The organism is Clavibacter michiganensis, from assembly GCF_016907085.1.
GTDB classification, from domain to species: Bacteria; Actinomycetota; Actinomycetes; order Actinomycetales; family Microbacteriaceae; genus Clavibacter; species Clavibacter michiganensis_O.
Genome location: NZ_JAFBBJ010000001.1, coordinates 2116287 through 2142672, shown reverse-complemented (window position 1 = coordinate 2142672; position 26386 = coordinate 2116287). Strand labels below are relative to the sequence as shown.

The following is a 26386-nucleotide window of genomic DNA, read 5'->3' as shown; positions in this document are numbered from 1 at the left end:
TAGCGTCGGGGAGTGAGCACACGTGGAACGGATGCAGCACCACCCCGCGCGACGACGGGACGTCCGGTCGGGCGACGCCGCTGGCTCGCCGCCCTCCTCGCGCTCTTGACCGCGGGAACGGCCGTGCTGCTCGGTGCCGGGTTCTGGAGCGCGATCCAGGCCGACGTCGATGACCCGTTGTTCGTCGCGCTGGCCGTGCAGACGACCGTGGGCCTCGTAGCCCTGAGCCTCGCGCTCTCCGTCGGCCAGGTCGAGGTGCATCGGGCCGTGGGTCCCGCGACGGAGGGGCGGCGGCCCGTCGCGCTCCTGGTCGTGAGCGGGATCACCGGTGCGCTCGCGATCGTCGCGACGGTCGCGGGCGTGATCGCTGGTCTGTCTGCGTGGATCACCATCGGCTTCCTCCTCGGGCTCGTCGGCATGTCCGCGACCAGCTGGCTGCTGGGGCACCGCACGCGCCTCCGGTCCGAGACGAGCGAGGCCGAGGCGGGGGCGAGCGGCGCCGGTCCGACGCCCGACCTCGACTGGACGCCCGCGGTGGTCCGCCGCAAGGTGCGCAGGATCGTGGTGGTCGGCTTGCTCGCGGGCCTCGCGGCGGCCGCCGTCGCCGTCGCGTTCGCCGACGAGCTCGACGAGGGCCTCGCGGAGGTCTGGCCGATCGTCCTCCAGCTGGCCTTCACGGCGTCGGCGCTGACGTGCGCCGTGGTGTCCTACCCCGCGCAGGCGGCGGCGGCGCCCATCGTGCGCGACCTCAGCCCGGCCGAGCGCAAGGCCGTCGGCCGCCGGACCTCGGGCAAGGGCGATCCGCTCGCCCCGCGCCTGGAGCGACGGGCCGCTCGCCTGGCCGCGGTCTCCGTGATCACCCAGCGGTTCCAGCTCACGACGTCATCGCTCATCGCCGTCGCGGCGGTGATGACCTTCGTCCGGCTCGACGCCGACGGTCCGCTCCTCGTCATCGCGATCGTCCTAGCCGTCCTCTTCGTCGCGTTCATCCCGTACGCCGTCATGGACGTCCGCCGTCGCGGCCGCTACGCCGCGTCGACGCGGGAGCTCGCGCGGGTCGGCGCGGATGCGGACGGCGTCACCGCGTCTTGACGCGGTCCTCGCGCACGATGCTCCGGGTCCCGTGTCCGGAAGCCGCCCCGGACCGGGGCCAGACCGCGCCGCCTCACGCGCCTACGGTGAGCAGATGAGCATCCCCGGCACGGACTCGACCGCCGCCACCGCGTCGACGACCGGCGACGAGGGCGGGCTCCGTGGTCGCGTGCTCCTCGGCGTGCTCCTCGCGGCGCTCGGGGCGGGGATGGCCGTGCTCTACGGCGTCGGCCTGTGGTCGGCTGCCGTCCACTCCGATCGGGATGCGGCGGCCGTCCTGCCGCAGATCATCTCAGGACTCGTGGTCCTCGGCTTCGCGCCGATGATCGGCCTGATCGAGACCCAGCGCCCCGCCGACGACCTGCTCCGCGATGCACGTCCGGCCCGCCCCGTGCGCTTGGCCGGGTGGCTGGCCGTCACCGCGCTCACCGCGGCCGTGCACGCCGTCGCCTCCGCGATCGCGGGCGTGCCGTTCCTCGTGGGCCTCGGGTTCCTGCTCGGCGCCGTCGGAGCGGTCGCGACCAGTGGGATCCTCGGTCGCCGTGCGCGTCTCGCCCGCGCCGCCCGGGCCGCCGCGGGCAGCCGCGATCTCGGCGAGGCGCTCACCCCCGACCTCGACTGGACGCCGCGCGACATCCGCCGCAAGCGCCGCCTGATCGTGGCAGCCTTCGTCGTCGTGCTGGCCGGCTCGATCCTCGTCGGGGTGCTCTTCCCCCGCGACGGCGACGACGCGCTGCTGCAGACGGGGACGATGATCTGGTCCCTCTCGTTCCTGGCCGCGGGCATCACCTGCCTGATCGTGACCATGCCGGCCCTGCTCAGCACCGGGTCTGTGATCAGCGACCTCCCCCGGGCGGAACAGCGCGTGGTCGCCCGACGCTCACAGGGGCGGGACGAGCCCCTCGAGCCCGAGCTCGAGTGGCGCGCGGCTCGGCTGGCAGCGGTGTCGTTCGTCCTGCAGCCGTTCCTCCTCGTGCAGACCCTCTGCATCGTCATGGCGATGTTCGTCCCCGTGCTGGTCGGCGGCGATCTCGAGACGTGGCTGATGATCCTGCTCGGGGTGTTCGCGGTGTTCGTCCTGGTGATGACGCCGGCCATGGTGCGGCAGGTCCGCGGCACCCGGCGGTACGCGGCAGAGACCCGCGACCTGGCCCGGTCGTTCGGGCCGGACGCCGTCGCCTGACCCCCTGTCGGCGGCCCCCGCTACCGTCGACCCATGCCCGAGGGTGACTCCGTCTTCGTCCTCGCGGCACGCCTCCGCGCGCAGGTCGGCGGCGCGCTCATCGCCGACGGGGAGCTGCGGTCCGGCGCGCGGGCGGGTGCGCGGCTCGGCGGGCGGCGCATCACCGGCTTCGACACGCACGGCAAGCACCTGCTCATGCGGCTCGACGACGCCTCCACCCTCCACACGCACCTCCGCATGCAGGGCTCGTGGACGGTCACCGGTCCGGGCAAGCGCGTGCCGCAGCGGATCCAGCACCAGGTGCGCGTGCGCCTCCGTCTCGACGACGGCCGCACGCTCTGGGGCGTCGACCTGCCGGTGGTCGAGCTGATCCCCACCCGCGACGAGCGCGCGGCCATCGGCCACCTCGGGCCGGACCCGCTGCGCGACGACTGGGATCCGGCGCTCGCCGTGTCCCGCCTCGCAACCCGCCCCGACGACGCGATCCGCGCGGCCCTCCTCGACCAGCGCCCGATGGCGGGCCTCGGCAACCTGTGGGTCAACGAGGTCGGCTTCCTGCGCGGCGTGCACCCGGCGACCCGGGTCCGCGACGTGGACCTCCCGCCGCTGGTCGACCTCGCCGCCCGCTCGCTGCGGCACTCGGCGACGGTGCCGGCCGCGTACCAGATCACGACGGGCGATCCCCGCCGCGGCCGCACGCACTGGGTGGTCGGCCGCGCGGGCCGACCGTGCCTGCGCTGCGGGACGACGGTGCTCGGCCTCGACGATCCGGGCGGCACGAGCGAGCGCGGGCGGCGGGCGTGGTGGTGCCCGAGGTGCCAGCCGGCGCCGGATCCGACCTGAGGGAACCCGCTCTGCGCAACCCGTTTCGCTGCGGGCGCCGTCTCGCGAAGATGGATCCATGACCTCCGACGACTTCGCCCGCTGGCTCCGCGCCCAGCCCTCGCTCACCGGATCCGCCCCCCAGCTCGACCTCGACGCCCTGCCCGAGGACCCCGACGATCTCTTCCGCGACTGGGTCACCGCCGCCGCCGACGCGGGCGTGCCCGAGCCGCACGCCGCGACGCTCGCGACGGTCGACGCCGACGGCCTGCCCGACGCGCGCACCCTGATCCTCAAGGACGTCTCGCCCCGCGGCTGGGCCTTCGCCAGCACGCGCTCCTCGGCCAAGGGCGCGCAGCTCGCGGCGGCCCCGGCCGCGGCGCTCGCCTTCTGGTGGCAGCCCATCGTGCGGGCGGTGCGGGTGCGCGGGTCCGTCGTGGAGGCCACCGCGGAGGAGAGCGCGGCCGATCTCGCCGCGCGCTCCGCGGCCGCCCGCGCCGACGTGGAGCCGGGCGACTGGGCGCTGTGGCGCATCCGTCCCGTGCACGTGGAGTTCTGGCAGGGCTCGCCCGACCGGCGGCACGCGCGCATCCTGTACGACCGAGTCGGCGAGACGTGGACGCGCCGCGGGGCCGCGGGCGAGGGTCGCGCCTAGACCAGCGACGCCACCCCGAACACCGCCGTCGCGATCGCGAAGCCCATCACGCCGATGGTGGTCTCCATCACGGTCCAGGTCTTCAGGGTCGTCTTCACGTCCATCTCGAAGAAGCGGCCGACGAGCCAGAAGCCGGAGTCGTTCACGTGGCTCGCGACCACGGATCCGCCGGCCACCGCCACGACGAGCGCCGCGACCTGGAACGCGTTGTAGTCGCCCGCGAGGATCGCCGGGGAGACGAGGCCCGCGGCGGTCGTGAGCGCAACGGTCGCGGACCCCTGCGCGATGCGGAGGATGGCCGCGATGAGGAACCCGGCCAAGATGATCGGGATGCCGAGGTCGCCGAGCACGTCGGCGAGGGCGTCGCCGATGCCGCTGGTGCGGAGGACGCCGCCGAACATGCCGCCGGCGCCGGTGATGAGGATCACCGAGCACACCGGGCCGAGCGCCGACTCGAGCGTCTTCTCGAGCGCGGTCTTGTCGATCCCGCGGCGGCGCCCGAGCACGAACGCCGCGAACAGCAGCGCGATGAGGAGCGCGACGGGCGTCTCGCCGATGGTGCGGAGGATCTGGTACCAGGCCTGGTCGCTCGTGCCCTCGGGCAGGATCCCGCCGGTGGACGCCGCGTTGAGGCCGGTGTTCAGGAAGATGAGGAGCAGCGGGAGCAGCAGCACGGCGAGGACGGTGCCGAACTTCGGGGGGTTCGACTCGGCGTGCGCGTCCGCCTCGCCCATGAGCGAGGGGATCGGCAGCACGAACTTCTTGCCGACCCACAGGCCGTAGAGGTACGCGGTGACATACCAGGTGGGGATCGCGGCGACGAGGCCGACGATGATGACGATGCCGACGTTCGCGCCGAAGAATTCGCTCGCCGCGACGGGCCCGGGGTGCGGCGGCACGAAGATGTGCATGACCGAGAAGGCGCCGGCCGCGGGGAGGCCGTAGCGGAGCACGCCGCCGCCGAGGCGACGCGCGACCGAGAAGACGATGGGCAGCATCACGACGAGCCCGGCGTCGAAGAAGATCGGGAAGCCGAAGATCAGCGACGCGACCCCGAGCGCGAACGGGGCGCGCTTCTCGCCGAAGATCCGGATCAGCGTGTCGGCCAGCGTCTTCGCGCCGCCGCTGGTCTCGACCAGGCGGCCGAGCATCGCGCCGAGCCCCACGAGCAGCGCGACGGTGCCGAGCGTGGAGCCGAAGCTGCCGACGAGCACGGTGACGATCTGCGACGTCGGGATCCCGGTGGCGAACGCGGTCGCGAGGCTGACGAGGATCAGCGCGACGAACGCGTGGATACGCAGTGTGATGATCAGGAGCAGCAGCACGGCGATGGCGCCCGCGGCGATCAGGAGGAGCGGCCCCGCGGTGAGGGTCTGCGTCCAGTCTTCGATGGTCATGGGTCTCCGTTCGGCTGGGGCGGGTCCGTGTATCGCGTTGCGGGGGCGGTGGCCAGCTGTGAAGGTGGGGCGCCGTCGCCTGCGTGGAAAAGCGGCGGTGTACCGCTCGCGGTACGTCCACACAACACCCGGCATAGGCGTGGATGCAGTACGAGGTAAGCGCTGCAATCGAACAGGGCCTTCGGCCCACTTGCCGCGGCGGCCCCCTGTCGGGGCCCTCCGCGCCTACAGCGATCTGCACAAAGTAGGACGGCAATATTGCCTGGTAGTAGGTCAGATCATTGCTGCTGCCTTGATCGAGGAGGGTTCGATCGGCCGGTGCGGTAGGCACGGCCCACTCCTGCGCTGCAAGTTGACCCCAGATGACATCCGTTCATCCACGATGACAAGGCGCGGGTGACGGGCATGGGATTATCGACGCGCCGGAAAAGTCGCGCAGTGACGACCAGCGATTGAATAGCCCCCAGATGGGGGCTACCGGCTCAGACGAAAAGCGGTGATATTAAGGAGCACTATGTCTTCCCCTATAGAGGCTTTTTTGCGGCCCGATGATCTTATTGATGACAGCGCTGTTGCCACTGTCGAGGGAGATGAGTTCGAGCACGATGCCATCGCGGGGCGCATAGTCGAAGTGCTCGGAGCCGGCCAGACGCCGCTCAACGTCGCGTTATACGGACCTTGGGGATCAGGGAAGTCTAGTATCTACCGCTTGATGAGCGAACGACTCAAAGCGGACGACACCGTCAAACTTGTGCGTTACGACGCATGGAAGTATGGGGGAGACTCGCTTAAGCGCAACTTCATTAGTTCCGCCGCGCGATCTCTTTCACTCGAGAGCAATAAGAAATTTATGCAAGGTCTTTACGAGACGCGTCGCGAAGTTCGCCTGGATTGGATAGCTTTTCTACTGCGGCACTGGCGCTCCTTAGTGCTCATATTCTTGTTCAGCGTTGCAGTCGCCACTGGATGGGCAGCCGTGATATCTCTGGCAAGTATTGCAAAAGATCAGTTTTTTGACGACTTCTGGAACAACCTACCCAAATCGCTGCTCACTCTTGGGACCGTTGTGCTGACCCTCATGACGTCCCTCAAAATTGTAGATGGCGCCAATCTTACCGTTGAATCGAGTGCCCCGAGCTCAGATGAGCAATTTGCAGAAACCTTTCGGGAACTAATCAAAGAAGCAAAAAAGAAGTTCGGCGCGCAAAGGTTGGTTTTCTTTGTGGATGAACTTGACCGCTGTGCTCCTAACGACGTTGTTTCGACTCTCATTAGCCTGAAGACATTCCTAGATGAGCCAGATGCCGCATTTGTTGTTGCCGCGGACCGGTTAGTTCTCGAAGCAGCCTTAGATGATGGGTTGCGCCAAGTCACTCCGACACGCGCAGCGGAGCCGTACTACAGCACCTCCGGGGCCTTCCTTGAGAAGATTTTTCAGTATCAGTTTTCGCTACCCCCGCTCCGTGAGCGAGCGCTAACTGGGTTCGCAAGGGACCTCGTGGCCAATAAGGGCGGATTGTGGAATCAAATTCGCGAACATGGTTCTAATGATCTACTCGAGGCGGTGGTCTATGTCCTGATCCCAGCTCATGTTCGAAGTCCGCGCCGAGTTAAAGCCCTGTTGAATGGATTTGCAACGAGCTGTCGAGTTGCCGAAGCGCGCGGTATCGATTGGCTCAAAAGGGTACTGGAGATCGCACAGCTGTCGACGTTGGAGATCGAATTTCCTGATGTGGCGCGTAGTCTGCTTCAGCATCCTTCACTACTGCAAGCCCTTCGGAACGAAGACACGGCTTCTGAGGATGCGAAACGTGCTGCCCATGCTTTTGAAACCGGCGCGGGGCCTAGTGATTTAATTTTGGACGTTCACGACAAGGAGTCCCTTAGCGCAAAAGCGGCGGCCGTTTCTTCGCTTCATCGGCAACTCGTACGTTACCTTGAACGAGTCACGGTGACAGACGTCATTGATCCTAGCCCGGACCTTTTTTACTTGCAGCAGCCCGGCGGTTCACAACGGTTTGACAACGACGCCGTGGCACGGGCTGTCGATATGGCGGAAGAAGAGTCCGTTACAACAACCCTGGCGTCGTTCGCAAGCGCGTCGTCGTCTGACCGGTTGCTCGGCATAGAGGTACTTCTTGGCATGGCAGAAAACGCCGTCGGGCCTGGTCGCGGAAATGTTCTGGAGGCAGCAAGTCGATTGTCAGAGGGTGTGCCCGACGAAGAACTTCGTTCCCCAGCGCGACGATTCGTTGCGCCTCTAATTTCAGCTGAGAAGAAGCGCGATCTTCGTCATGCGGCCAGTCCCGGTGCGGTCCGCATCCTGGCGGCAGCGGAAAGCGAGAGTCTGATAAATCTTGTTGCTGGACACAGCACAGATACAGGGACGTTACTCGCTGCGTGTCGCTGGGGTGCAGTAATGAGTTCGCATGACATCGAAGCGCTGGCGGGGTTTGTCCAGGATGCGATGTACGAGGGTAATGAGGCCTTGCTCGATGACATTGTTCGCGAAGCTGATGAGCGAATCTTAGAGCCTGTCCTGAATGCCTGCATGCCCGCCGTGCTCGAACGTATGGAGGAAAGCGGCACTGAAGTCGCTGCCACACGTATTCTTGCCGCGCGCATGGATTTTACGGCTGCTGAGATGCGGCTTACAAGGCTTGTTGAGGCGTCCGCAGATCGCGAATTGATGCCAGCCGTCATGCTGAAGGTAATGACTTTTGCCCTAGCGACTTCGGACGTCGCTTTGCGATCGATTGTACTAGGCGTTGTGCGAGAACATATTGAGAGCGCGCACGAAGGCGTAACGCGAAGCGCCATTGCTCTCGCGGCTGCCAAACAAGCCGACAGTGTGGACCTTCCTTTCTGGGTTGCTCATATAACCTCTGGCGATACTTCGGGACTATACGAAGTCCTGGTTCGTCTGCTAGATGCCCTTCGCCTTGACGAGGCGGGAGAGAGAACATCTGCTCTATCAGGCGCCATTGAGATCATTGCATCTTTACTCACTGGGACCGAAGAAATAAATGAATTGTTGGAAGGTGCGCAAGCGCTTCTCGGACAGGAAAACTGGGCCCGAGCAGGGGGAGTGGGCAGAGTTGACGACGTATACGGCGCCGTGCGAGCGCTTGAGCCAGTCCTGGGCGCTGGCAGGGTTGACAAGCTTCTTTCCGATGACCTTTGGCAGGAAGCACATGCTGGGTCGTTCTCGGCCAGTGGCCTTGAGGTGCTTCAAAGACAACTAGACGCTTCGTCTTTGGGCGCAGCCCGGCATCTTGCCGACGCGTTCGAGCTTCAGCCGTTGAGCGAGAGCTCCCTCGTTGCGCGACTAGAGTTTGCCGCCGTCATGAGGGCGGGTCGTCGTACCGCTCGTACCTATGAGGACGTCTCGAACTTCGCGGAAAGTGCCGCGGCGGAACTTGTTGCTGATTGGTTGGGGGCAAGGCCCGCTGTAAACGATGTTCTTGCACTCATGCGGCGAGGGCGTGTCAGCTTGCGGCCCATGCGAGTTTATGCAAGTCACGCGAGTGACCCTGAAGCTGGCCTGCTGTGGGTTGAGGCGGAGTCGTTGGGCTGGTCGACAGACCACCTTCGAGCATATGCGCGTAGTTCAGTCGGGGATGTCGCGACTGCACATCTCCGTGATCGCATTTTATTTGCACCGCGTGTAGACGATCGGGCCGCGGCGGTACGACGCCTCCTTACGGTTCCCTTTGGCGCACCGGGCCCGGGCGTTGAGCCGATGGTGGGGATCGCTATGGAACTACTGAAAACTGGCATGCAGTCGAATGCGGTTTTGGCGGCTCAACTTGTCGTCGTTGTTAGCGAAATTCCTCGTGGATACAAACTCGCCCTACGTGATCGGTTCGACGAGGTACACACGAAGCAACCGAAAGCCCTCACCGCGACTCAGAGCGAAAAACTCGTAAGGCTGGGCGTGCTAAGCCGCAGAAAGAAGGGGTTGTTCAGGAAGAAGTAGATTGCCCTTTAATTAAAAGGCAAGCGTGTACGGCGTGTTAGCATAGACTCCGGCCAGTGAGTGTTCGTCGCTGATTGTGACCCTATTCGCCACCATTTGATTGGTAGGGCTGTCGATCGGTTCAATCATTCACATGGAGCGAGTGACGGGAATCGAACCCGCGCTATCAGCTTGGGAAGCTGAAGTTCTACCATTGAACTACACTCGCGCGACCGGCCAGGAGCCGGGTCGAGACCACAGCCTAGCAAGAGTCCGGCCGGGCGCCACCCCGCGCCGGTAGGCTCCTGCCGTGCTCCTCTCCGACCGTGACATCACCGCCGAGCTCGACGCCGGACGAGTGGCCCTCGATCCGTACGACCCCGGGATGCTGCAGCCCGCGAGCATCGACGTGCGCATCGACCGCTTCTTCCGGCTGTTCGACAACCACAAGTACCCCTACATCGACCCCGCCGAGGACCAGCCCGAGCTCACGCGCCTCATCGAGTCGAAGCCGGGGGAGCCGTTCATCCTGCACCCGGGCGAGTTCGTCCTGGGGTCGACGTTCGAGCTGGTCACGCTGCCCGACGACGTCGCCGCGCGCCTCGAGGGCAAGAGCTCGCTCGGCCGCCTCGGCCTCCTCACGCACTCCACCGCCGGCTTCATCGACCCCGGGTTCTCCGGCCACGTCACGCTCGAGCTGTCGAACGTCGCGACGCTGCCCATCAAGCTCTGGCCCGGGATGAAGATCGGCCAGCTCTGCTTCTTCCGCCTGTCGTCGCCCGCCGAGAAGCCCTACGGATCCGGCGAGTACGCCTCCCGCTACCAGGGCCAGCGCGGCCCCACCGCCTCCCGCTCCTACCTCAACTTCGTGCACACCGACGTGACGGTCACGGACGCGGGGCAGCCGGGGGAGTAGCCCGGCCGGCTCCCGCGGGCGCGGGTCAGAGCCGCGCGCGGAAGAACGGCACGAGGTGGCCCGCGGCCTCGTCCACGTATCGCGGCTCGTCGTACATCTCGTAGTGCCCGGCGCCTTCGATGACCACCAAGTCCTCGGCGGCTGGCGCGCGACGCTGCAGCTCGATCCCGGCCTCCAGCTGTCCCGTGCTGCCGGGGCGGCCGGCGACGATCACGAGCAGTGGCTGCGTCAGCAGCTCCTCCACCAGGTGGAAGGCCTCGTAGCCGGTGAGCAGGGAGTCGCTGCGGCGCAGGCGCCGGTTGGTCGAGCGGGCGTGGCCGCCGCGGGGCGTGCGGTAGAAGCGCACCGCCTGGAGCGTGTCGAGGTCGGTGATCCCGGCGGCCTCCGCGGCCTCGACCGTGTCGGGGATCCACGCCACGCGCTCCATAGGCCCGGCCGCCATCTCCGCCGTGCGCTCGGCGGCGAGCGCGTCGAGCGCTGCCGCCGGTCCCTCGGGAGCGAACGCGGCGCTCCGCCAGGCGGCGCCGATGTCGCTCGCGACGACGGTGCCGAGGGCGCGGATGCGGTGATCCGTCCGCGCCGTGTGCACCGCGTACCCGCCGCCGGCGCAGATGCCGAGCGCGCCGATCCGCTGCGGGTCGACGCCGGGCATCGCCTGGAGGGCGTCGATGGCGGAGGAGATGTCCTCGCCGCGGCGGTACGGATCCTCGAGGTCGCGCGGCTCGCCGCCGCTCTCGCCCTGGTGGCCGGGGTCGAAGGCGAGCGCCACGAAGCCGGCGGCGGCCAGGCGCGACGCGTACTCGGCGCCGATCTGCTCCTTGACGCTGCTGCCGGGCGTGCTGAGCACGACGGCGGGATGCGCGACGGACGGGTCGAAGCCAGCGGGCAGGTGGAGCGCTCCCGCCAGGTCGATGGGTCCGCGGGCGATGGTGACGGGCTGGGGCATGGTGCCCTCCGGATACGATCGAATGATGTCGAACGGGTCGTTCGACACGACTAGTTCCATATGGAACTAGTACAAGACCGTATCACTTGCCCGAGGAGGGTCATGCCGTCGACCGAGAGCGCGGAGCTGTGGAAGCTCAACCAGCGGCTGCTCACGCGGATCCTCAACGCCGCTGCCCCGCAGCTGGAGGAGCTCGGCCTCGAGACGAAGGAGTTCTTCGTGCTCGACGAGGTCGACGCCTGCCGCTACCCGGCGGAGCTCGCGCAGAAGCTGATGCTCCCGAAGGCGAGCGTCACCATCTACCTCCGTAACCTCGTCGCCGCCGGGCTGGTGCGCCGCGAGATCGACGAGACGGACCTCCGTCGCCACCGCCTCGAGACCACGGACGAGGGTCGCGCGGTCCTCGCGAAGGCGCTGGCGGCGCTCGCCTCCGAGTTCCGCGCGATGATGACGCGCATCGACGCCCGCGACCAGGCCGAGCTGCACCGGATCCTCCGCCAGCTGCTCGACGACGGGCAGCCGGCGGGCTGACCCCGCGGCTCCCCTCACGCAGGGCGGAGGGCGGTCGCCACCTCGGCCGCGACCTGCACCCCGTCCGCCGGTGCCCGGCCGAGGAGCATCACGAGATCGCCGCTCGAACCCGCGAGGAACCCATGCCGCACCGCGGTGTGGATCGACATCAGCATCGCAGGCTGGAACGGCTTCATCCCCGCGTCCGCGTAGGACGCGCGTCGAGCGGCGAGGTCGATCCGGTCGAGCGGCGCGCCCACGCGCTCGGCCACCTCGGCGGCGGTGATCGCCGGACCCACCAGGTCGTACCGCCGCCCGGCGTGATCCCGCGGCGCACGCGCGACGACCGCCGCCGCCTCCGCGAGATCACCACGCGCGACCGCCGCGAGGGCGCCATCCCCGAACGCCGACTCCAGCCGGGATCCGCGCCAGGTCAGCAGCGCCCCGAACAGCTCCGCGTACAGGCCGTTGCGCAGCACGGTCGACGGCACGCCGCTCCGGGCCAGCCGTCGCTCGGTCCAGCGGTGCGCGAGCGCGAAGGCGAGGTGATCCCCTCCCGTCGCGACGCTCGTGTAGACGACGTGCCCCACGCCGTCGCGCTCGGCCGCCGTGATCGCGGCGTCGTGCCGCGCGGTGACCACGTCGTCCTCGGCCTCGCCCGCCGAGACGAGCACCAGGGTGTCGACGCCGACGAAGGAGATCGTCGCCGGGTCGTCGAGGTCGATCCGCCGCATCCCGTCGGCGCCGGAGCGGCTGCTGCCGATCGCGTCGGACCCCGTCGCGCGGAGGTGCTGGAGGATGGCGGAGCCGAGCTGGCCTGTGGCGCCGGTGACGAGGATCATGGATCCACCTCTCGTGGTCGTGTCGGTGATGTCTCCGAGCGTGCTGCGACCCCTGATCCCTCACAAGGAGACACTTCCGTGTCACTCACGCACACCACCGTGACCGCCGAGCTCGAACCCTGCGGTCGCGAGGACCACCCCGACTGCGGGATCCGCGACGTGCTCGACCGCGTCGGCGACACGTGGTCGGTGATGGTCGTCGTCGAGCTGGCGTCGGGGGAGCGGCGCTTCCGCGAGCTGCAGCGCGCCATCGACGGGATCTCGCAGCGCATGCTCACGCTCACCCTCCGGCGGCTCGAGCGTGACGGCCTCCTCCTCCGCACGGTCTTCCCGACGGTGCCCGCGCAGGTCTCGTACGCGCTCACCCCGTCCGGCAGCCGGCTCACGCACCTCGTGAAGGCCCTCGGCGACTGGGCGCTCGCGGAGCGCGCGGGCATCGCGGAGTCGCGCGAGCGCTACGACGCGGAGCACCCGGGACACGCGATCCGCTGAGCGGCGAGTCGGCCACAAGAGTTGAGCGCGCGGACTATTGGTGCCTCACTTGCGAGGTCGTCAGAAGTCTCCGGTTCTCGCGGTGGTCTGCAGTAGCTTCAAGTTCAGGGGTAGTGCCAACGAACGGAGCGACAAGTGAGCCTTGATAGCGAAGATGCTGTGAAGAAGGTGCTCGGCATCAACTCCTTCCGCGAGCTGTCCAAGGAGAAGATGCTGGCTTTCGCGGCGACCATGCCCGACATGGCGCAGGAAGTGCGCCTGAAGCTCATCGAGCAGATCCCTGGATTTCAGAAGTTTGCTCTCGATGCGATCAACGCGGCCGAACGAACCTTCAAGGAGACGCTGTCCAACGAGGACCACCGCGGCGAGCGACTCAAAGAGTCAATGTCTGACATTCGAGACGCGATCAAGACCCAGCTCGCTGACGGCGACGTGTCAGAAGAGCACGCGCGGTTGCTCATCGACAAGCTGATCGAGACCGGTCACATTGAGGCGGAGGATCGGAAGGAGAGCCGAGCGCACGACGCGGCGCAGGCTGGTGAGACACGGAAGTCGATCACGACCCTCGCCGGCATCGGCCTCGTGTCTGCCATCGTTCTCGCCGGGGGCAAAGTCATGCTGAGCCGCGGCGGAAAGCTCTAGGAACAGGCATGGAAGAAGACGTCTGGTACTCAGAGCGCCGAGCCAGCTGGCAGCCGGATCGCGTACGACTGCTACTCATCGCAGAGAGCGCGCCCGACGACGGAGGTGACGTCGCAGGACGTCGGTTCTTCTATGACACGCGGCTCACCGGTCACGACAACCTGTTTCGCGAGACAGTGCGATCTCTCTATGCACCGGAGTCGCTCAAGTCTGGACCTGATGCCAAGCGCCCCTGGTTGCAGCGCCTCAAGGACGATGGCGTGTTCCTGATCGACCTCGCTCCGGTGCCTGTCAACTACTACGGAGCGGTTGAGCGCAAGGCCCAGCTAGCGGACAACATCGCGGATGTCATCCGGCGGGCGAAAGGGCTACAACCGGACGGCATCATCCTCATCAAGCAGAACGTCTTCAAACTGCTTGCGTCACCTCTTCGCGCTGCAAGTCTTCCTTTGCTTCACGAGGAGTTCATTCCCTTTCCTGGCAGTGGGCAGCAAAAGCGTTTCCGAGAGAGGTTCGCCGCGGCAGTGCAGTGACTGGACCGGATTTAAGGCACGGGCTTGCGTTCGAGATCCGATGCCGGCTAGTCGCCCGGATCCGCCACCGCCGGCCCCGAGTAGTGGTGGTCGAACACCACGCTCGTGCGGGTCGACGCGACGGCCGGGTGCGCCGAGAGGTGCTGGAGGACGAAGTCGCGGAGGTGGTCGCTGTCGCGGACGGCGATGTGGACGATGAAGTCCTCGGATCCGCCCAGGAAGAAGAGCTGCACCACGTCGGCGAGCTCGCGCATCTCGGACGCGAAGGCGGCCATCTCGTGGCGGGCGCCCGCGCGGATCGCGATGCTGATGAGCGCCTGCAGCCCCACGCCCACCGCATCCGCGTCGATCGTGGCGGTGAATCCCGTGATCACGCCGCGCTCCACGAGGCCGCGCACCCGGGTCACGCACGTCGACGGCGCGATGCCCGCCTGCTCGGCGAGGCGGCTGTTCGGGGTGCGCGCGTCGGCCCGGAGGAGCGCGACGAGCTTCCGGTCGATCGCGTCCAGCGGCTCGGGCGTCCGCACATCCTTCGTCGGCATCCGGTACTCCTCGGCTAGCGGGCGCAGGATCGTGCAGATCAAGCGGCTGTCGCGGAAGATCCTACGGAGTTCATGCGTCTGAAACGCACGATGGCCACCATGAGTCTCGCCCTCCCGCATCGCCGCCGCCGGCCGCACCTCGCGGGGAGACGAGACGGAGCACGCATGAAGGTCGGGATCCCCACCGAGATCAAGAACAACGAGAACCGGGTCGCCGCCACGCCCGCGGGCGTCCACGAGCTCGTGCGCCGCGGCCACGAGGTGCTCGTGCAGGAGGGCGCGGGGCTCGGCTCGAGCATCACCGACGCCGACTACGTCGAGGCGGGCGCGACCATCGTCGCCACGGCCGACGAGGTGTGGGGCGCTGCGGATCTGCTGCTCAAGGTCAAGGAGCCGATTCTCGAGGAGTACCCGCGCATGCGCCCCGGCCAGACCCTCTTCACCTACCTGCACCTTGCGGCGTCGCGGCCCTGCACGGACGCGCTCGTCGCCTCCGGCACCACGGCCATCGCCTACGAGACGGTGCAGCTCCCGAACCGCCAGCTGCCGCTGCTCCAGCCGATGAGCGAGGTCGCCGGCCGGCTCTCGACGCAGGTCGGCGCTTACCACCTGATGCGCGCGGCCGGCGGGCGCGGGATCCTCCTCGGCGGCGTGCCCGGCACCCCGAAGGCGCGCGTCGTCGTGATCGGCGGCGGCGTCGCGGGCGAGCACGCGGCGGCGAACGCGCTCGGCATGGGCGCCGACGTCACGATCATCGACCTCTCCATCCCGCGCCTCCGCGAGCTCGAGATCCGCTTCGGCGGGCAGGTGCAGACGCGCGTCTCGTCCGCGTACGAGATCGCCGCGCAGCTGAAGGACGCCGACCTCGTCATCGGCTCCGTCCTCATCCCCGGCGCGCAGGCGCCCAAGCTCGTCACCGACGCGATGGTCGCGACCATGAAGAAGGGATCCGTGCTCGTCGACATCGCCATCGACCAGGGCGGCTGCTTCGAGGGATCCCGCCCCACCACGCACGACGCCCCCACCTTCGACGTGCACGACAGCGTCTACTACTGCGTCGCCAACATGCCGGGCGCTGTGCCGGAGACCTCGACGCGCGCGCTCACGAACGCGACGCTGCCGTACGTGATCGCGCTCGCCGAGAAGGGCTGGAAGCGGGCCCTCGCGGAGGATCCCGCGCTCGCCCTCGGCCTCAACGTGCACGACGGGCACGTCACGAACTCGCACGTCGCGGCGGCGCTCGACATGCCGCTGACGCCGGTCGCGGACGTGCTCGCCGCCTGACGCGCGCCCCGGCCGTCGCTGGGCCCGGCCGTCGCGGGATCGTGACCCCGTGACGGCCGGATCCGCCCGCATCCCTGGCAGGGTCGATGCATGACCTTCAGCTACGCGCCCGAACCCGACACCAGCGCGCCCCGCGAGCGCAAGACGTTCAACGGCGTCGGCCTCGCCGCGCTCATCGTGGGCGTGCTGTCGCTCATCGGCTCGGTCATCCCGATCCTCAACTACGTCTCCGGCTTCCTCGCGGCGGTCGGCATCGTGCTCGGGATCATCGGCCTCGTCCTCAAGGACCGGCCCAAGGGCATGGCGCTCGGCGGCCTGGTCGTGAGCGTGGTCGCGCTGATCCTCTCGATCGTGCTCGCGATCGTCTACACGGCGGGCATCGTCACGGCCATCACGGGCGCGGTGCGCGAGTCCGAGGAGCGGTCGTCGGCGGAGGCGGCCGACGAGCCGCGCATCACGTACCAGGTGGAGGGGACGGGCGGCACGGTCACCGCGGGCGTGCTCTGGACGACCTCCGTCGGCGGCACCGCGGGGTCCGAGCAGGCCTCCGACCAGCCGCTCCCGTTCACGCGGGAGGTCGTCGTGCCGGACACCTCCGCGTTCGACCTGGCGGCGTTCTCCATCAGCGCGGTCGCGGGCGTCGACGCGACGGCGGGCTCGGATCCCGACATCACCTGCCGGATCCTCGTCGGCGACCACATCGTCACCGAGCAGCGGGCCGAGGGCGACGGCGCCACGGTCACCTGCAGCGCCACCGCGGAGGACCTGCGGGACATCGCGGACTGATCCGCGCGGCGGGCCCCGCCATCCGCTCCGCCGACTCGCGGGCCGCGGCGCGCCTCACGCGTCCGCCGCCTCATGGCGTCCGAGGCGGCGCGTCGGCCACCAGAACCGGTCGCCCAGCAGGAAGACGAGCGCCGGCACGAGCAGCGTCCGCACCACGAGCGTGTCCAGCAGCACGCCGATGCAGACGATGACGCCGATCTGCGTGAGCGCCACCACGGGCAGCACGCCGAGCACCGCGAAGACCGCGGCGAGCAGGATGCCCGCGCTCGTGATCACGCCGCCCGTCGACGCGAGCGCCCGCACCATGCCCTCGCGCGTGCCGTGCAGGCGCCGCTCCTCGCGCGCCCGGGTCACGAGGAAGATGTTGTAGTCGACGCCCAGCGCCACCAGGAAGAGGAACGCGAACAGCACCACGTTCGCGTCGAACGCGGGGAAGCCGAGCACCTGCTGGAACAGGACGTTCGCGGCGCCGAGGCTCGCGAAGAAGGTCGCCAGCACGCTCGCGATGAGGAGCACCGGGGCCACGAGCGAGCGCAGGAGCAGGCCGAGGATCACGAACACGATGGCCAGGATGATCGGGATGATCAGCCCCTGGTCGCGTGCGGACGACGCGGCGGTGTCGGCGGCGGTCGCGTCGCTGCCGCCGACGAGCGTCGTGGACTCGGCACCCGGCGCGTCGGCGTAGGCGTCGCGGAGATCCTGCACGGCCGCGAAGGCCGCCGCGCTCTCGGGCTCGGCGTCGAGCTGCACGTCGATGCGCGTGCGGCCCTCCGCCGACTCGCCCGCCCGGGCGCTCACGACGCCGGCCACGGACTCGGCCGTGGCGACCGCGTCGGCGGCCACCGCGTCCGGCGCGAGCACGACCGTCTGCGCCGTGAGGCCGGCGGAGAACGAGGCGTCGACGACCTCCTGGGCCGCGACCGACTCCGGGTCGCCGAGCAGCTGGTCCGTCTGCGACAGGCCGACCCGCGCGCCGACGAGGCCGAGCGCGAGCACGCCGACGCCCGCGAGGGCGACGACGGCCACGACCGCGGGGCGACGCCGGACCCGGAGGCCGAGCCGCCGCCAGACGCCCGGCTTCCCGCCGTGGTCGGCGTCGGTGCCGGCGCGCGGGATGAACGGCCAGAAGAGCCCGCGCCCGCAGACCACGAGCGACGCGGGCAGCACGAGCAGGGCGGCGGCGATCGCGATGAGCACGCCGATCGCGCACGCGAACCCGAGCGCGCGGTTGCCGGAGAGCTCGGCGAGCAGCAGCGTGATGAGGCTGAGCGCGACCGTGCCGCCGCTCGCCGCGATGGCGGGTCCCGCGCTCGTGACCGCCGTGAGCATGGCCGCGTGGCGGTCCTCCTGGCGCGTCAGCTCCTCCCGGTAGCGCGCGACGAGCAGCAGCGCGTAGTTCGTGCCGGCGCCGAAGACCAGCACCGAGAGGATCCCGCCGATGGAGGCGTCGATGGTGATGCCGAGCGGATCCGCGAGGGCCGTGACGACCACGCGGGCGAGGCCGTCGGCGGCGCCGACCACGACGAGCGGCACGATCCAGAGCACGGGGCTGCGGTACGTGACGATGAGCAGCACCGCGACCACCAGCACCGTCACGAGCAGGAGCCGGAAGTCGGCGCCCGCGAACGCGTTCGAGATGTCGGCCTGGAACCCGACCGGGCCGGTCAGCTGCGCGACGAGCCCGTCCGGCAGGCCGTCCGCGGCCGTGGTGCGGAGGGTCGCAGCCGTCCCGGCGACGTCGTCGGCGGCCTCCGACGCGTCGAGCGGCACCGCGACGAGCGCCGCGCGCCCGTCGTCGCTGAGCTGCGGGACGACCGCCTGCGGGGCGGTCGAGTCGGCGGCCAGTGCCGCGGCGCGCTGCGCGATCGCGGCGGTGTCGGCGTCCGTGAGCGCGGCGCCGTCCCGGCTGAAGACGAGGATCCCGACCGTCGTGTCGGCGCTCGGGAACCGCTCGAGCAGCTCGCTCACCTGCTTCGCCTGGCTCGAGTCCGGCAGGCCGGAGGGCGGGAACGCGTCGGCCTCGCCCTTCGGCAGGAAGGCGAACAGGGCGGCCACGGCGGCCGCCGCGATGACGAGCGCCAGCCAGGCGGTGCGGCGGGCGCTGACGAATCGGGCGATGGATCTCACGGGTCCTCCAGGGGTGCGGTGATCGTCAGCCTACTGATGATCAAGCGGCTTAGCTACCCGCGGCGTACGATGCCCGCATGCCCCGACGCCGTCCCCGCCCCGATGCGGACGCGCCCGTCGCCCTCCCCGCACCGGGCGCCGGCGTCCCCGTCGAGGCGGGCGAGGCCGGCGAGCTCGGCCGGATCCTCCGTGACGTGCTGGGCCTCGCCGCCGGGTTCGAGCGCCGCCTCGGCGGCGTGCTCGAGGTGAACCCCACCGACATGAAGGCGATGGAGCACCTCATCCAGGAGGGGTCGCTGTCGCCCACCGAGCTCGCGGGCCGCCTCGGGGTCACCACCGCGGCCGCCACGCTCGTGGTGGACCGGCTCGTCGAGGTCGGCCACGTCGACCGGCGCCCGCACCCGCACGACCGCCGCCGCGTCGTCGTCGTCCCGCGGCCGGCCTCCGTCGGCCGGGCCATGGCCGAGCTGATGCCCATGATCGGCGGGGTCGCGCGCGCCGCCGACGCCCTCACCGCCGAGGAGCGCGCCGCCGTGACGCGGTTCCTCGGGGAGGTGCGGGAGGTCTACCGGGAGGCGGCCGACGGCCCCGCGGGCCCCGCCGGATCCGCGTCCGTCGCGGATCCGCCCGCCGCGCGCTGATCCGGAGCCCGTCCACCGCGCGTGCATCCCGCGCTCGGCCGGCGTCCACCGTGTTCGGGGATGATGGGTCCGCATCAACCACCACCACGACGCGCACGCGTGCCTCCGGGCGCGCGGAAGAGGAGGACCATGACCGGCACCGAGCGGGACACGACCACGCCGACGCGGGGACTGGTCCTCGGCGGCGGCGGCGTCGCCGGGATCGCGTGGGAGACGGGACTCCTCTCGGGCCTCCTCGCGGCGGGCGTCGACCTCGGCGCGGCCGACACGGTCGTCGGCACCTCGGCCGGATCCGTCGTGGCGATCAACCTGCGCGCGGGCGCCATCGACGCCGCGTACGACGAGCACTTCGTCGACGTGGCCGGCATGGCCGAGCCGATGGGGAGCCGCGACCTCGCGCGCACCGTCGAGGTCATCGGCGAGGGCGTCGCGAGCACGGAGGGCGAGATCCCGACCCGGCAGCGGATCGGCGAGTTCGCGCTCGAGGAGTACGACCCCGAGGCGGACGACGCGGCGAGCGTCGAGCGCATCGGCCAGCTGCTGCCCATCCGCGACTGGCCCGAGCAGGATCTCCGCATCACCGCGGTCGACGCCGGCACCGGCCGCTTCACCGTCTTCGACAAGGCCTCCGGCGCCGACCTCGTGCGCGCGTCCGCCGCGAGCTGCGCCGTGCCAGGCGTCTTCCCGCCCGTCACCATCGACGGCCGCCCCTACATGGACGGCGGCATGCGCTCCGGCACGAACGCCGACGTCGTCGCCGACCACGAGCGGATCCTCGTCGTCGCGTGCGGCCCCGAGGCCCCGCAGAGCGGCATGGGCCCGACGCTCTCGACCGTCGTGCAGCAGCTGCGCGGCCGGGCCGACGTGCTCGTGATCCAGGCCGACGCCGAGAGCACGGCCGCCTTCGGCGAGAACTCGCTCCTGCTCTCGACCCGCACGGCCTCCGCCGAGGCGGGCCGCCGCCAGGCCGAGCGCGTCGCCGACGAGGTCCGCGCCTTCTGGGGCTGATCCCGGCCCGCACCACGACGAGGGGCCCGGCCGCGCATCGCGGCCGGGCCCCTCGTCGTCCGGGTGGTGCGGGTCAGGCGGCCGGCACCGCGTCCGCGAGCCCGGCGTGCGCCGCGTGCTCCGGGTAGAGCAGCGGCAGCTGCAGCGTGAGCCACGGGCTGAAGGCCCACGGCGTGTGGGCGACCGCGGGGATGAGCTGCTCGGGATCCACCCACTGGTACTCGCCGACCTCCTCGGGCCGCGGATCCACCGGCGTCGCCGCGACGGCGCGGAACACCGGGCAGATCTCGTTCTCCACGACGCCCGCGGCGTCGGTCGCGCGGTAGCGGAAGTCCGGCAGCACGAGCTCGACCGACGCGAGCGTCAGCCCGAGCTCCTGCTCGGCGCGGCGGTGCACGGCCTCGAGCATGTCCTCGCCGGGCGCGGGGTGGCCGCAGAACGAGTTGGTCCAGACGCCGGGCCACGTGAGCTTGCCGATGGCGCGGCGCGTGACGAGGATCCGCCCCTCCGCGTCGAAGACGTGGCACGAGAACGCGAGGTGCAGCGCGGTGTCGCGGGTGTGGACCGTCGCCTTGGGCGCCGTCCCGATGGTCTCGCCGTCGTCGTCCAGGAGGACGACGAGCTCGGTGTGCTGTGACATGCGCTCCCTGCTTTCCGTTACCCCCTCGATGTTAGGTTTCATCCGTGGACGCCACCAACCTCGCTGCCGTCTCCACATCGAGGCAGGCCCATGTGAACGGCGTGCTGGACGCGTTCTTCGCCCGCTCGCTCGTCCGCGCCGAGGTCATGGGCGATGAGTACGTGAAGCTGTGGCGCACGCTCGAGTCGAACACGGCGGGCGGCAAGCGCTTCCGTCCGCGCATGGTCATGGCCGCGTACGACGGCCTCGGCGGCCAGGACGTGCAGGCCGCGGCCCACGTCGGCGCCGCCTTCGAGATGCTCCACACCGCGCTCATCGTCCACGACGACGTCATCGACCGCGACTTCACCCGGCGCGGCGGCCCCAACGTCTCCGGCGCCTACCGCGACATCGCCACCACGCAGGGCCTGCCCCAGCCGCTCGCCGAGCACCGCGGCATGTCCGCCGCCGTCATCGCGGGGGATCTGGCCCTCGTCAACGCCTACCGCCTCATCGACGCGAGCGGCGTGCGCGACCTCACCCGGTCGCACCTGATGGAGATCCTCGACGACGCCGTGTTCGCGTCGGCCGCGGGCGAGCTCATCGACGTCGAGTTCTCGCTCACCGCGGACGTGCCGAGCGTCGACGAGATCCTCCGCATGGAGCGGCTCAAGACCGCCGTGTACTCGTTCGAGGCGCCGCTGCAGGCGGGTGCCGTGCTCGCGGGCGCGCGACCCGAGGTCGTCGCGGCGCTCGGCGACTTCGGCCGGGACATCGGCATCGCCTACCAGGTGGTCGACGACGTGCTCGGCGTCTTCGGCGACGAGCAGGAGACCGGCAAGACCAACCTCGGCGACCTGCGCGAGGGCAAGCGCACCGTGCTCATCGCGCACGCCGTCCGCTCGTCGGAGTGGGGCGAGATCAGCGCGCTCGTCGGCAAGGACGACCTCTCCCGCGGCGAGGCGGCGCTCGTCCGCTCGGTGCTGGAGAGCTCGGGCGCCCGGGCCTATGCCGAGGGCGTGGCGCGGGATCTCGCGGTCGCCGCCGTCGCGCGCCTCGACGACCCGGTCGTGCCGGAGGCGCTCCGCCGGGAGCTCGCTCCCGTCGCGGAGTCCGTGCTCGGGCGCATCCGATGACGCGTCGCCTGCCCGGCCGTCGGCCCGCCGCTCCCGAGGCGCCCACCGGCCTCGAGAAGTACGACCGCGTGGCGCAGGAGACGGCCTCCGTCGTCATCCGCCGCTACTCCACCTCCTTCGGGCTCGCGTCGCGCCTCCTCGGCCCCGACGTGCGCCAGCACATCGAGAACGTGTACGCGCTCGTGCGCGTGGCCGACGAGATCGTCGACGGCGCCGCGGCCGGTGCGGGGGTGGATCCCGCGCACGTCGAGGCCCTGCTGGATGCGCTGGAGCAGGAGACCGAGGACGCCATGCTCCGCGGCTACAGCACCAACCTCGTGGTGCACGCCTTCGCGATCACCGCCCGCCGGGCCGGCTTCGGCGCCGAGCTCACCGCCCCGTTCTTCGCGTCCATGCGCATGGACCTGCGCCGCATGGAGCACACGCCCGCGTCCTTCACGGAGTACGTCTACGGATCCGCCGAGGTCGTCGGCCTCATGTGCCTGCGCGCGTTCCTGGTCGGCCACGCCACGACGCGGCCCGAGCGGATCCGCTTCGAGGAGGGCGCCAAGCGCCTGGGCGCCGCGTTCCAGAAGGTCAACTTCCTGCGCGACCTCGCCGCCGACCACGGCGCGCTCGGCCGCAGCTACTTCCCCGGCGTCGATGTCGGGTCCTTCTCGGAGGCCGACAAGGAGCGCATCCTCGACGACATCGACCACGACCTCCGCATGTCCGGCGCCGTGATCCCCGACCTCCCCGCATCCAGCCGCCGCGCCGTCGCGCTCGCGCAGGGCCTGTTCGCCGAGCTCGCCGTGCGGCTGCGCGACACCCCCGCCTCGGAGCTCGTGCGCACGCGCGTGCGGGTGCCGGATCCCGTCAAGGCCCGCATCGCGCTCGCCGCCGCCGCGGGCGCCGAGCCGTCCGGCGTCGACGGCCGCCTCGTGCGCCGCTCCCGCGCGCCCCGCGTGCACGCCGCGCGCCCTGCCCCCGCGGCCCGCCCCGCACCGACCGACCCCACCCCGACCCAGCCCGCCCCGTCCGACCCCGAGCAGCAGGAGAGCGCCATGACCGCACCCACCGCCATCGTGATCGGCGGCGGGATCGCCGGCCTCGCCTCCGCCTCGCTCCTCGCCCGCGACGGCTACCGCGTCACCCTCGTCGAGGGCCGCGACGAGGTCGGCGGGCGCGCCGGCTCCTGGGAGAAGGACGGCTTCCGCTTCGACCTCGGCCCCAGCTGGTACCTCATGCCCGAGGTGTTCGACCACTTCTTCCGTCTGTTGGGCACGAGCGCCGCCGAGCAGCTCGACCTCGTGCGACTCCCCGGCTACCGCGTGCTCTTCGAGGGCGACCCCGATCCCATCGACATCCGCGACTCCCGCGAGGCCAACCTCGACCTGTTCGAGAGCGTCGAGCCCGGATCCCGCCCCGCGATGGCCCGCTACCTCGACTCCGCGAAGGACGTCTACGAGGTCGCGAAGAAGCGCTTCCTCTACACGACCTTCGCCGACTACCGGCCGCTGCTGAAGCGCGACGTCGTCACCCGCACGGGCACGCTCGGCAAGCTGCTGCTCACGCCGCTCGAGACGCACGTGGCCCGGTACGTGAAGGACCGCCGTCTCCGCCAGATCCTCGGCTACCCGGCCGTCTTCCTCGGCTCCTCGCCGAAGCTCGCGCCGAGCATGTACCACCTGATGAGCCACCTCGACCTCGAGGACGGCGTGCTCTACCCGCGGGGCGGCCTCATCACCGTCATCGACGCGATCGAGCGGGTCGCGCGGGCCGAGGGCGTGGAGATCCGCACGGGCGCGCCCGTCTCGCGCATCCTCACCGAGCCCACGAAGGCCGGGAAGGCGCGGGCGCGCGGCGTGCAGATCACCACCGACGCCGGCACCGAGACGCTCGAGGCCGACGTGGTCGTCTCCACCGCCGACCTGCACCACACCGAGACCGAGCTCATCCCCGAGGCGTTCCGCACCTACCCGCAGTCGTACTGGGACAAGGCCACCGCCGGTCCCGGCGCCGTGCTCGTCTACCTCGGCGTGAAGGGCGGCCTGCCCGAGCTGCACCACCACACGCTGCTGTTCACGGAGGACTGGGACGAGAACTTCTCCCGCATCTTCCCGCCGAAGGGCGGCACGACCTCGGTGCCGGATCCGGCGAGCATCTACGTCTGCAAGCCCAGCGCCACCGACCCCTCCGTCGCACCGGAGGGCCACGAGAACGTCTTCATCCTCGTGCCGATCCCCGCCGACCCGTCCATCGGTCGTGGCGGCGTCGACGGCGCCGGGGACGCGCGCGTCGAGGAGATCGCCGACCGCGCCATCCAGCAGATCAGCGACTGGGCCGGCATCCCCGACCTCGCCGAGCGCATCGTCCTCCGCCGCACATCGGGCCCCGGCGACTTCGCCGCCGACCTGCACTCCTGGAAGGGCACCATCCTCGGGCCCGCCCACACGCTCTCGCAGTCGGCCATGTTCCGCGCCGGCAACACGAGCAAGAAGGTCGACGGGCTGCACTACGCCGGCGGATCCACCATCCCCGGCATCGGCCTGCCCATGTGCCTCATCAGCGCGGAGATCCTCGTGAAGCGCCTCCGCGGCGACACGTCGACCGGCCCGGGCGCGGTGCCGCTCGTGCGCACGGTCGGCCGCCCGGTGGTCTGATGGGGCTCGTCTACCTGGTGCTGCTGCTCGGGGCGCTGGGCTGCATGATGCTGATCGACCGGCGCTGGCGCCTGTTCTTCTGGCGCGACCGCACGGCGGCGGCGGGCACGCTCCTCATCGGCGTCGCGTTCTTCCTGCTGTGGGACATCGCGGGCATCTCGCAGGGCATCTTCTTCCGCGGCGAGACGCCGTTCATGACGGGGATCCTCGTGGGCCCGGAGCTGCCGCTCGAGGAGGTCTTCTTCCTCACGCTGCTCTGCTACCTCACGATGAACCTCGTCAACGGGTTCAGCCGCCTCGCCGACCACCACGTCGCCCGGGCGAGGGAGCGCGCGAACCGATGAGCTACCTCGTGCTCGACCTGCTGTTCCTGCTCCCCGTCGCGGTCGTCGGGTTCCTGTTCCGCCGCCTGCTGCTGCGCGAGGCGAACGCGGTGCCCTACGGATCCAGCCGCTTCGACTACCCCGAGTACTACTGGTACCGGCGGATGCCCGTCGCGATCCTGCTCGTGATGACCCTGATCTTCGACAACATCATGATCAGGGTCGGCCTCGTCAGCTACGACCCCGACAAGCTCGTCGGCCTCATCCTGGGCTACGCGCCCATCGAGGACTTCGCCTACGCGATCGCCGCCCTCGTGCTGCTGCCCGCCGTCTGGTACCTGCTGCGCCGCCGCCGCAGCGTCTCCGGCATCGAAGCGCATGAGTGACGTGCGGGCGCGGCCGGGTGTCGCGGAGATGCTGCGCACCATCGCGCTGTCGTCCCGCCCGCTCTCCTGGGTGAACACGGCGTTCCCGTTCGCGGCCGCGTACCTCACGGTGACGCGCGAGCTCGACCTCACGGCCGTCCTCGGCACGATCTACTTCCTCATCCCGTACAACCTCGCGATGTACGGGATCAACGACGTCTTCGACTACGAGTCCGACATGCGGAACCCGCGCAAGGGCGGCGTGGAGGGCGCGGTGCTGGCGCGCGCCATGCACCGGCCGGTGCTCATCGCGGTGCTCGTCACGAACGTGCCGTTCCTCGTCTACCTCGTGGCCGTGGGATCCGCGGCGAGCATCGTCGTGCTCGCCGTGAGCGTCTTCGCCGTGGTCGCGTACTCGCTCAAGGGGCTCCGCTTCAAGGAGCGGCCGGTGCTCGACTCGCTCACCTCGAGCACGCACTTCACCTCGCCTGCCGTCTACGGGATCGTGCTCGCGGGCGGCGCGTTCACGCCCGCGCTGTGGGCGATCCTCGCGGCGTTCTTCCTGTGGGGGGTCGCGTCGCACGCGTTCGGCGCCGTGCAGGACATCGTGGCCGACCGCGAGGGCGGCATCTCCTCCATCGCGACCGTGCTCGGCGGTGCCGTGACCGTGCGGATCGCCGTGCTCGCGTACGCCGCGGCCGGGGTCGCGATGCTCGTCACGGGTTTCCCGGGGATCATCGCGGCCGTGCTCGTGATCCCGTACATCCTCAGCACCGCGCCATTCTGGTCGATCCGCGACGAGGACGCAGGAGCCGCCAACCGCGGCTGGCGCCGCTTCCTCGGCCTCAACTTCCTGTCCGGCTTCGTGGTGACGATGCTCCTCATCGCGTACTGGCTCACGAACCCCTGACGCCGACTGCGGCGC

General features: G+C 70.0%; 25 protein-coding genes and 1 tRNA gene. 19 read left to right on the top strand and 7 right to left on the bottom strand.

Going from position 1 to position 26386, the window contains the following annotated elements; translation table 11 throughout:
- Positions 1–12: 12 nt before the first annotated feature.
- The 4 genes from JOE38_RS09980 to JOE38_RS09965 all read left to right on the top strand — a co-directional run bounded on the left by JOE38_RS09980 (position 13) and on the right by JOE38_RS09965 (position 3752).
- Positions 13–1092 carry a hypothetical protein gene (locus JOE38_RS09980; protein ID WP_204576146.1) on the top strand — a complete coding sequence of 360 codons (1080 nt, stop codon included), beginning with the start codon at positions 13–15 and terminating at the stop codon, positions 1090–1092.
- 94 nt (positions 1093–1186) lie between these two features.
- Positions 1187–2275, top strand: coding sequence for a hypothetical protein (locus tag JOE38_RS09975; protein ID WP_204576144.1), 1089 nt, complete (start codon positions 1187–1189; stop codon positions 2273–2275).
- Between the two features lie 33 nt (positions 2276–2308).
- Positions 2309–3118, top strand: coding sequence for an Fpg/Nei family DNA glycosylase (locus JOE38_RS09970; RefSeq protein WP_204576142.1), 810 nt, complete (start codon positions 2309–2311; stop codon positions 3116–3118).
- 58 nt (positions 3119–3176) lie between these two features.
- Positions 3177–3752, top strand: coding sequence for a pyridoxamine 5'-phosphate oxidase family protein (locus JOE38_RS09965; RefSeq protein WP_204576140.1), 576 nt, complete (start codon positions 3177–3179; stop codon positions 3750–3752).
- On the opposite strand, the gene JOE38_RS09960 is transcribed toward JOE38_RS09965, so the two are convergent.
- Positions 3749–5149: a GntP family permease gene (locus JOE38_RS09960; RefSeq protein WP_204576138.1), complete on the bottom strand. Its 1401-nt coding sequence runs from the start codon at positions 5147–5149 to the stop codon at positions 3749–3751. The two genes, JOE38_RS09965 and JOE38_RS09960, sit on opposite strands and share 4 nt — an antisense overlap.
- Before the next feature lie 514 nt (positions 5150–5663).
- Here JOE38_RS09960 and JOE38_RS09955 point away from each other — a divergent pair.
- Positions 5664–9128 (top strand): KAP family P-loop NTPase fold protein, encoded by a 3465-nt coding sequence (locus JOE38_RS09955; RefSeq protein WP_204576136.1) that lies wholly within the window; start codon positions 5664–5666, stop codon positions 9126–9128.
- A gap of 134 nt (positions 9129–9262) precedes the next feature.
- Here the strand turns inward: JOE38_RS09955 and JOE38_RS09950 are convergent.
- Positions 9263–9336, bottom strand: a tRNA-Gly gene (locus JOE38_RS09950).
- 81 nt (positions 9337–9417) lie between these two features.
- On the opposite strand from JOE38_RS09950, the gene dcd reads away from it, so the two are divergent.
- Positions 9418–10023: a dCTP deaminase gene (gene dcd / locus JOE38_RS09945; protein ID WP_015491456.1), complete on the top strand. Its 606-nt coding sequence runs from the start codon at positions 9418–9420 to the stop codon at positions 10021–10023.
- Between the two features lie 25 nt (positions 10024–10048).
- On the opposite strand, the gene JOE38_RS09940 is transcribed toward dcd, so the two are convergent.
- Positions 10049–10969, bottom strand: a complete 921-nt coding sequence (locus JOE38_RS09940) for an alpha/beta hydrolase (protein WP_204576133.1) — start codon at positions 10967–10969, stop codon at positions 10049–10051.
- A 102-nt stretch (positions 10970–11071) separates the two neighbouring features.
- On the opposite strand from JOE38_RS09940, the gene JOE38_RS09935 reads away from it, so the two are divergent.
- Positions 11072–11500: a MarR family winged helix-turn-helix transcriptional regulator gene (locus JOE38_RS09935; protein WP_104293174.1), complete on the top strand. Its 429-nt coding sequence runs from the start codon at positions 11072–11074 to the stop codon at positions 11498–11500.
- A 14-nt stretch (positions 11501–11514) separates the two neighbouring features.
- Here the strand turns inward: JOE38_RS09935 and JOE38_RS09930 are convergent, their stop codons facing one another.
- Positions 11515–12321: an NAD-dependent epimerase/dehydratase family protein gene (locus JOE38_RS09930; protein ID WP_204576131.1), complete on the bottom strand. Its 807-nt coding sequence runs from the start codon at positions 12319–12321 to the stop codon at positions 11515–11517.
- A 78-nt stretch (positions 12322–12399) separates the two neighbouring features.
- Here JOE38_RS09930 and JOE38_RS15925 point away from each other — a divergent pair, with 78 nt between their 5' ends.
- The 3 genes from JOE38_RS15925 to JOE38_RS09915 all read left to right on the top strand — a co-directional run bounded on the left by JOE38_RS15925 (position 12400) and on the right by JOE38_RS09915 (position 13988).
- Entirely contained in the window at positions 12400–12813 is a 414-nt protein-coding gene (locus tag JOE38_RS15925) for a winged helix-turn-helix transcriptional regulator (RefSeq protein ID WP_204576129.1), read from the top strand.
- 159 nt (positions 12814–12972) lie between these two features.
- Positions 12973–13455 carry a hypothetical protein gene (locus tag JOE38_RS09920; RefSeq protein ID WP_204576127.1) on the top strand — a complete coding sequence of 161 codons (483 nt, stop codon included), beginning with the start codon at positions 12973–12975 and terminating at the stop codon, positions 13453–13455.
- An 8-nt stretch (positions 13456–13463) separates the two neighbouring features.
- Positions 13464–13988: a hypothetical protein gene (locus JOE38_RS09915; protein ID WP_204576125.1), complete on the top strand. Its 525-nt coding sequence runs from the start codon at positions 13464–13466 to the stop codon at positions 13986–13988.
- Between the two features lie 47 nt (positions 13989–14035).
- Here JOE38_RS09915 and JOE38_RS09910 read toward each other — a convergent pair whose 3' ends face one another.
- Positions 14036–14530, bottom strand: a complete 495-nt coding sequence (locus JOE38_RS09910; RefSeq protein ID WP_204576123.1) for an Lrp/AsnC family transcriptional regulator — start codon at positions 14528–14530, stop codon at positions 14036–14038.
- Positions 14531–14695: 165 nt separating this feature from the next.
- On the opposite strand from JOE38_RS09910, the gene ald reads away from it, so the two are divergent.
- Complete coding sequence (ald, locus tag JOE38_RS09905; protein ID WP_204577173.1) at positions 14696–15814, top strand: alanine dehydrogenase; 1119 nt, start codon at positions 14696–14698, stop codon at positions 15812–15814.
- 90 nt (positions 15815–15904) lie between these two features.
- The gene (locus JOE38_RS09900; RefSeq protein WP_204576121.1) at positions 15905–16600 is read left to right on the top strand and encodes a DUF4190 domain-containing protein; all 696 of its coding nucleotides are present in this window, start codon (positions 15905–15907) and stop codon (positions 16598–16600) included.
- A gap of 54 nt (positions 16601–16654) precedes the next feature.
- Here the strand turns inward: JOE38_RS09900 and JOE38_RS09895 are convergent, their stop codons facing one another.
- Complete coding sequence (locus tag JOE38_RS09895; protein ID WP_204576119.1) at positions 16655–18727, bottom strand: MMPL family transporter; 2073 nt, start codon at positions 18725–18727, stop codon at positions 16655–16657.
- Between the two features lie 77 nt (positions 18728–18804).
- Here JOE38_RS09895 and JOE38_RS09890 point away from each other — a divergent pair, with 77 nt between their 5' ends.
- Together JOE38_RS09890 and JOE38_RS09885 are read left to right on the top strand one after the other, a co-directional pair.
- Positions 18805–19368, top strand: a complete 564-nt coding sequence (locus JOE38_RS09890) for a MarR family transcriptional regulator (RefSeq protein WP_204576117.1) — start codon at positions 18805–18807, stop codon at positions 19366–19368.
- A 129-nt stretch (positions 19369–19497) separates the two neighbouring features.
- Positions 19498–20376, top strand: a complete 879-nt coding sequence (locus JOE38_RS09885; protein WP_204576114.1) for a patatin-like phospholipase family protein — start codon at positions 19498–19500, stop codon at positions 20374–20376.
- 73 nt (positions 20377–20449) lie between these two features.
- Here the strand turns inward: JOE38_RS09885 and idi are convergent, their stop codons facing one another.
- Positions 20450–21016, bottom strand: coding sequence for an isopentenyl-diphosphate Delta-isomerase (gene idi, locus JOE38_RS09880; RefSeq protein ID WP_204576112.1), 567 nt, complete (start codon positions 21014–21016; stop codon positions 20450–20452).
- 44 nt (positions 21017–21060) lie between these two features.
- Here idi and JOE38_RS09875 point away from each other — a divergent pair, with 44 nt between their 5' ends.
- Genes JOE38_RS09875 through JOE38_RS09855 form a run of 5 tightly spaced genes read left to right on the top strand, consistent with a single transcriptional unit; the run spans position 21061 to position 26371 of the window.
- Positions 21061–22131: a polyprenyl synthetase family protein gene (locus tag JOE38_RS09875; RefSeq protein WP_227266735.1), complete on the top strand. Its 1071-nt coding sequence runs from the start codon at positions 21061–21063 to the stop codon at positions 22129–22131.
- Positions 22128–24773, top strand: coding sequence for a phytoene desaturase family protein (crtI, locus tag JOE38_RS09870; RefSeq protein ID WP_204576110.1), 2646 nt, complete (start codon positions 22128–22130; stop codon positions 24771–24773). The genes JOE38_RS09875 and crtI overlap by 4 nt, the downstream gene beginning before the upstream one ends.
- Positions 24773–25117, top strand: a complete 345-nt coding sequence (locus tag JOE38_RS09865; RefSeq protein WP_045529955.1) for a lycopene cyclase domain-containing protein — start codon at positions 24773–24775, stop codon at positions 25115–25117. Before crtI ends, JOE38_RS09865 begins: the two co-directional genes overlap by 1 nt.
- Positions 25114–25482, top strand: coding sequence for a lycopene cyclase domain-containing protein (locus tag JOE38_RS09860; protein WP_204576108.1), 369 nt, complete (start codon positions 25114–25116; stop codon positions 25480–25482). The genes JOE38_RS09865 and JOE38_RS09860 overlap by 4 nt, the downstream gene beginning before the upstream one ends.
- A complete protein-coding gene (locus tag JOE38_RS09855; RefSeq protein WP_204576107.1) occupies positions 25475–26371 on the top strand; it encodes a prenyltransferase in 897 nt (298 codons plus the stop codon). Before JOE38_RS09860 ends, JOE38_RS09855 begins: the two co-directional genes overlap by 8 nt.
- Positions 26372–26386 lie beyond the last annotated feature (15 nt).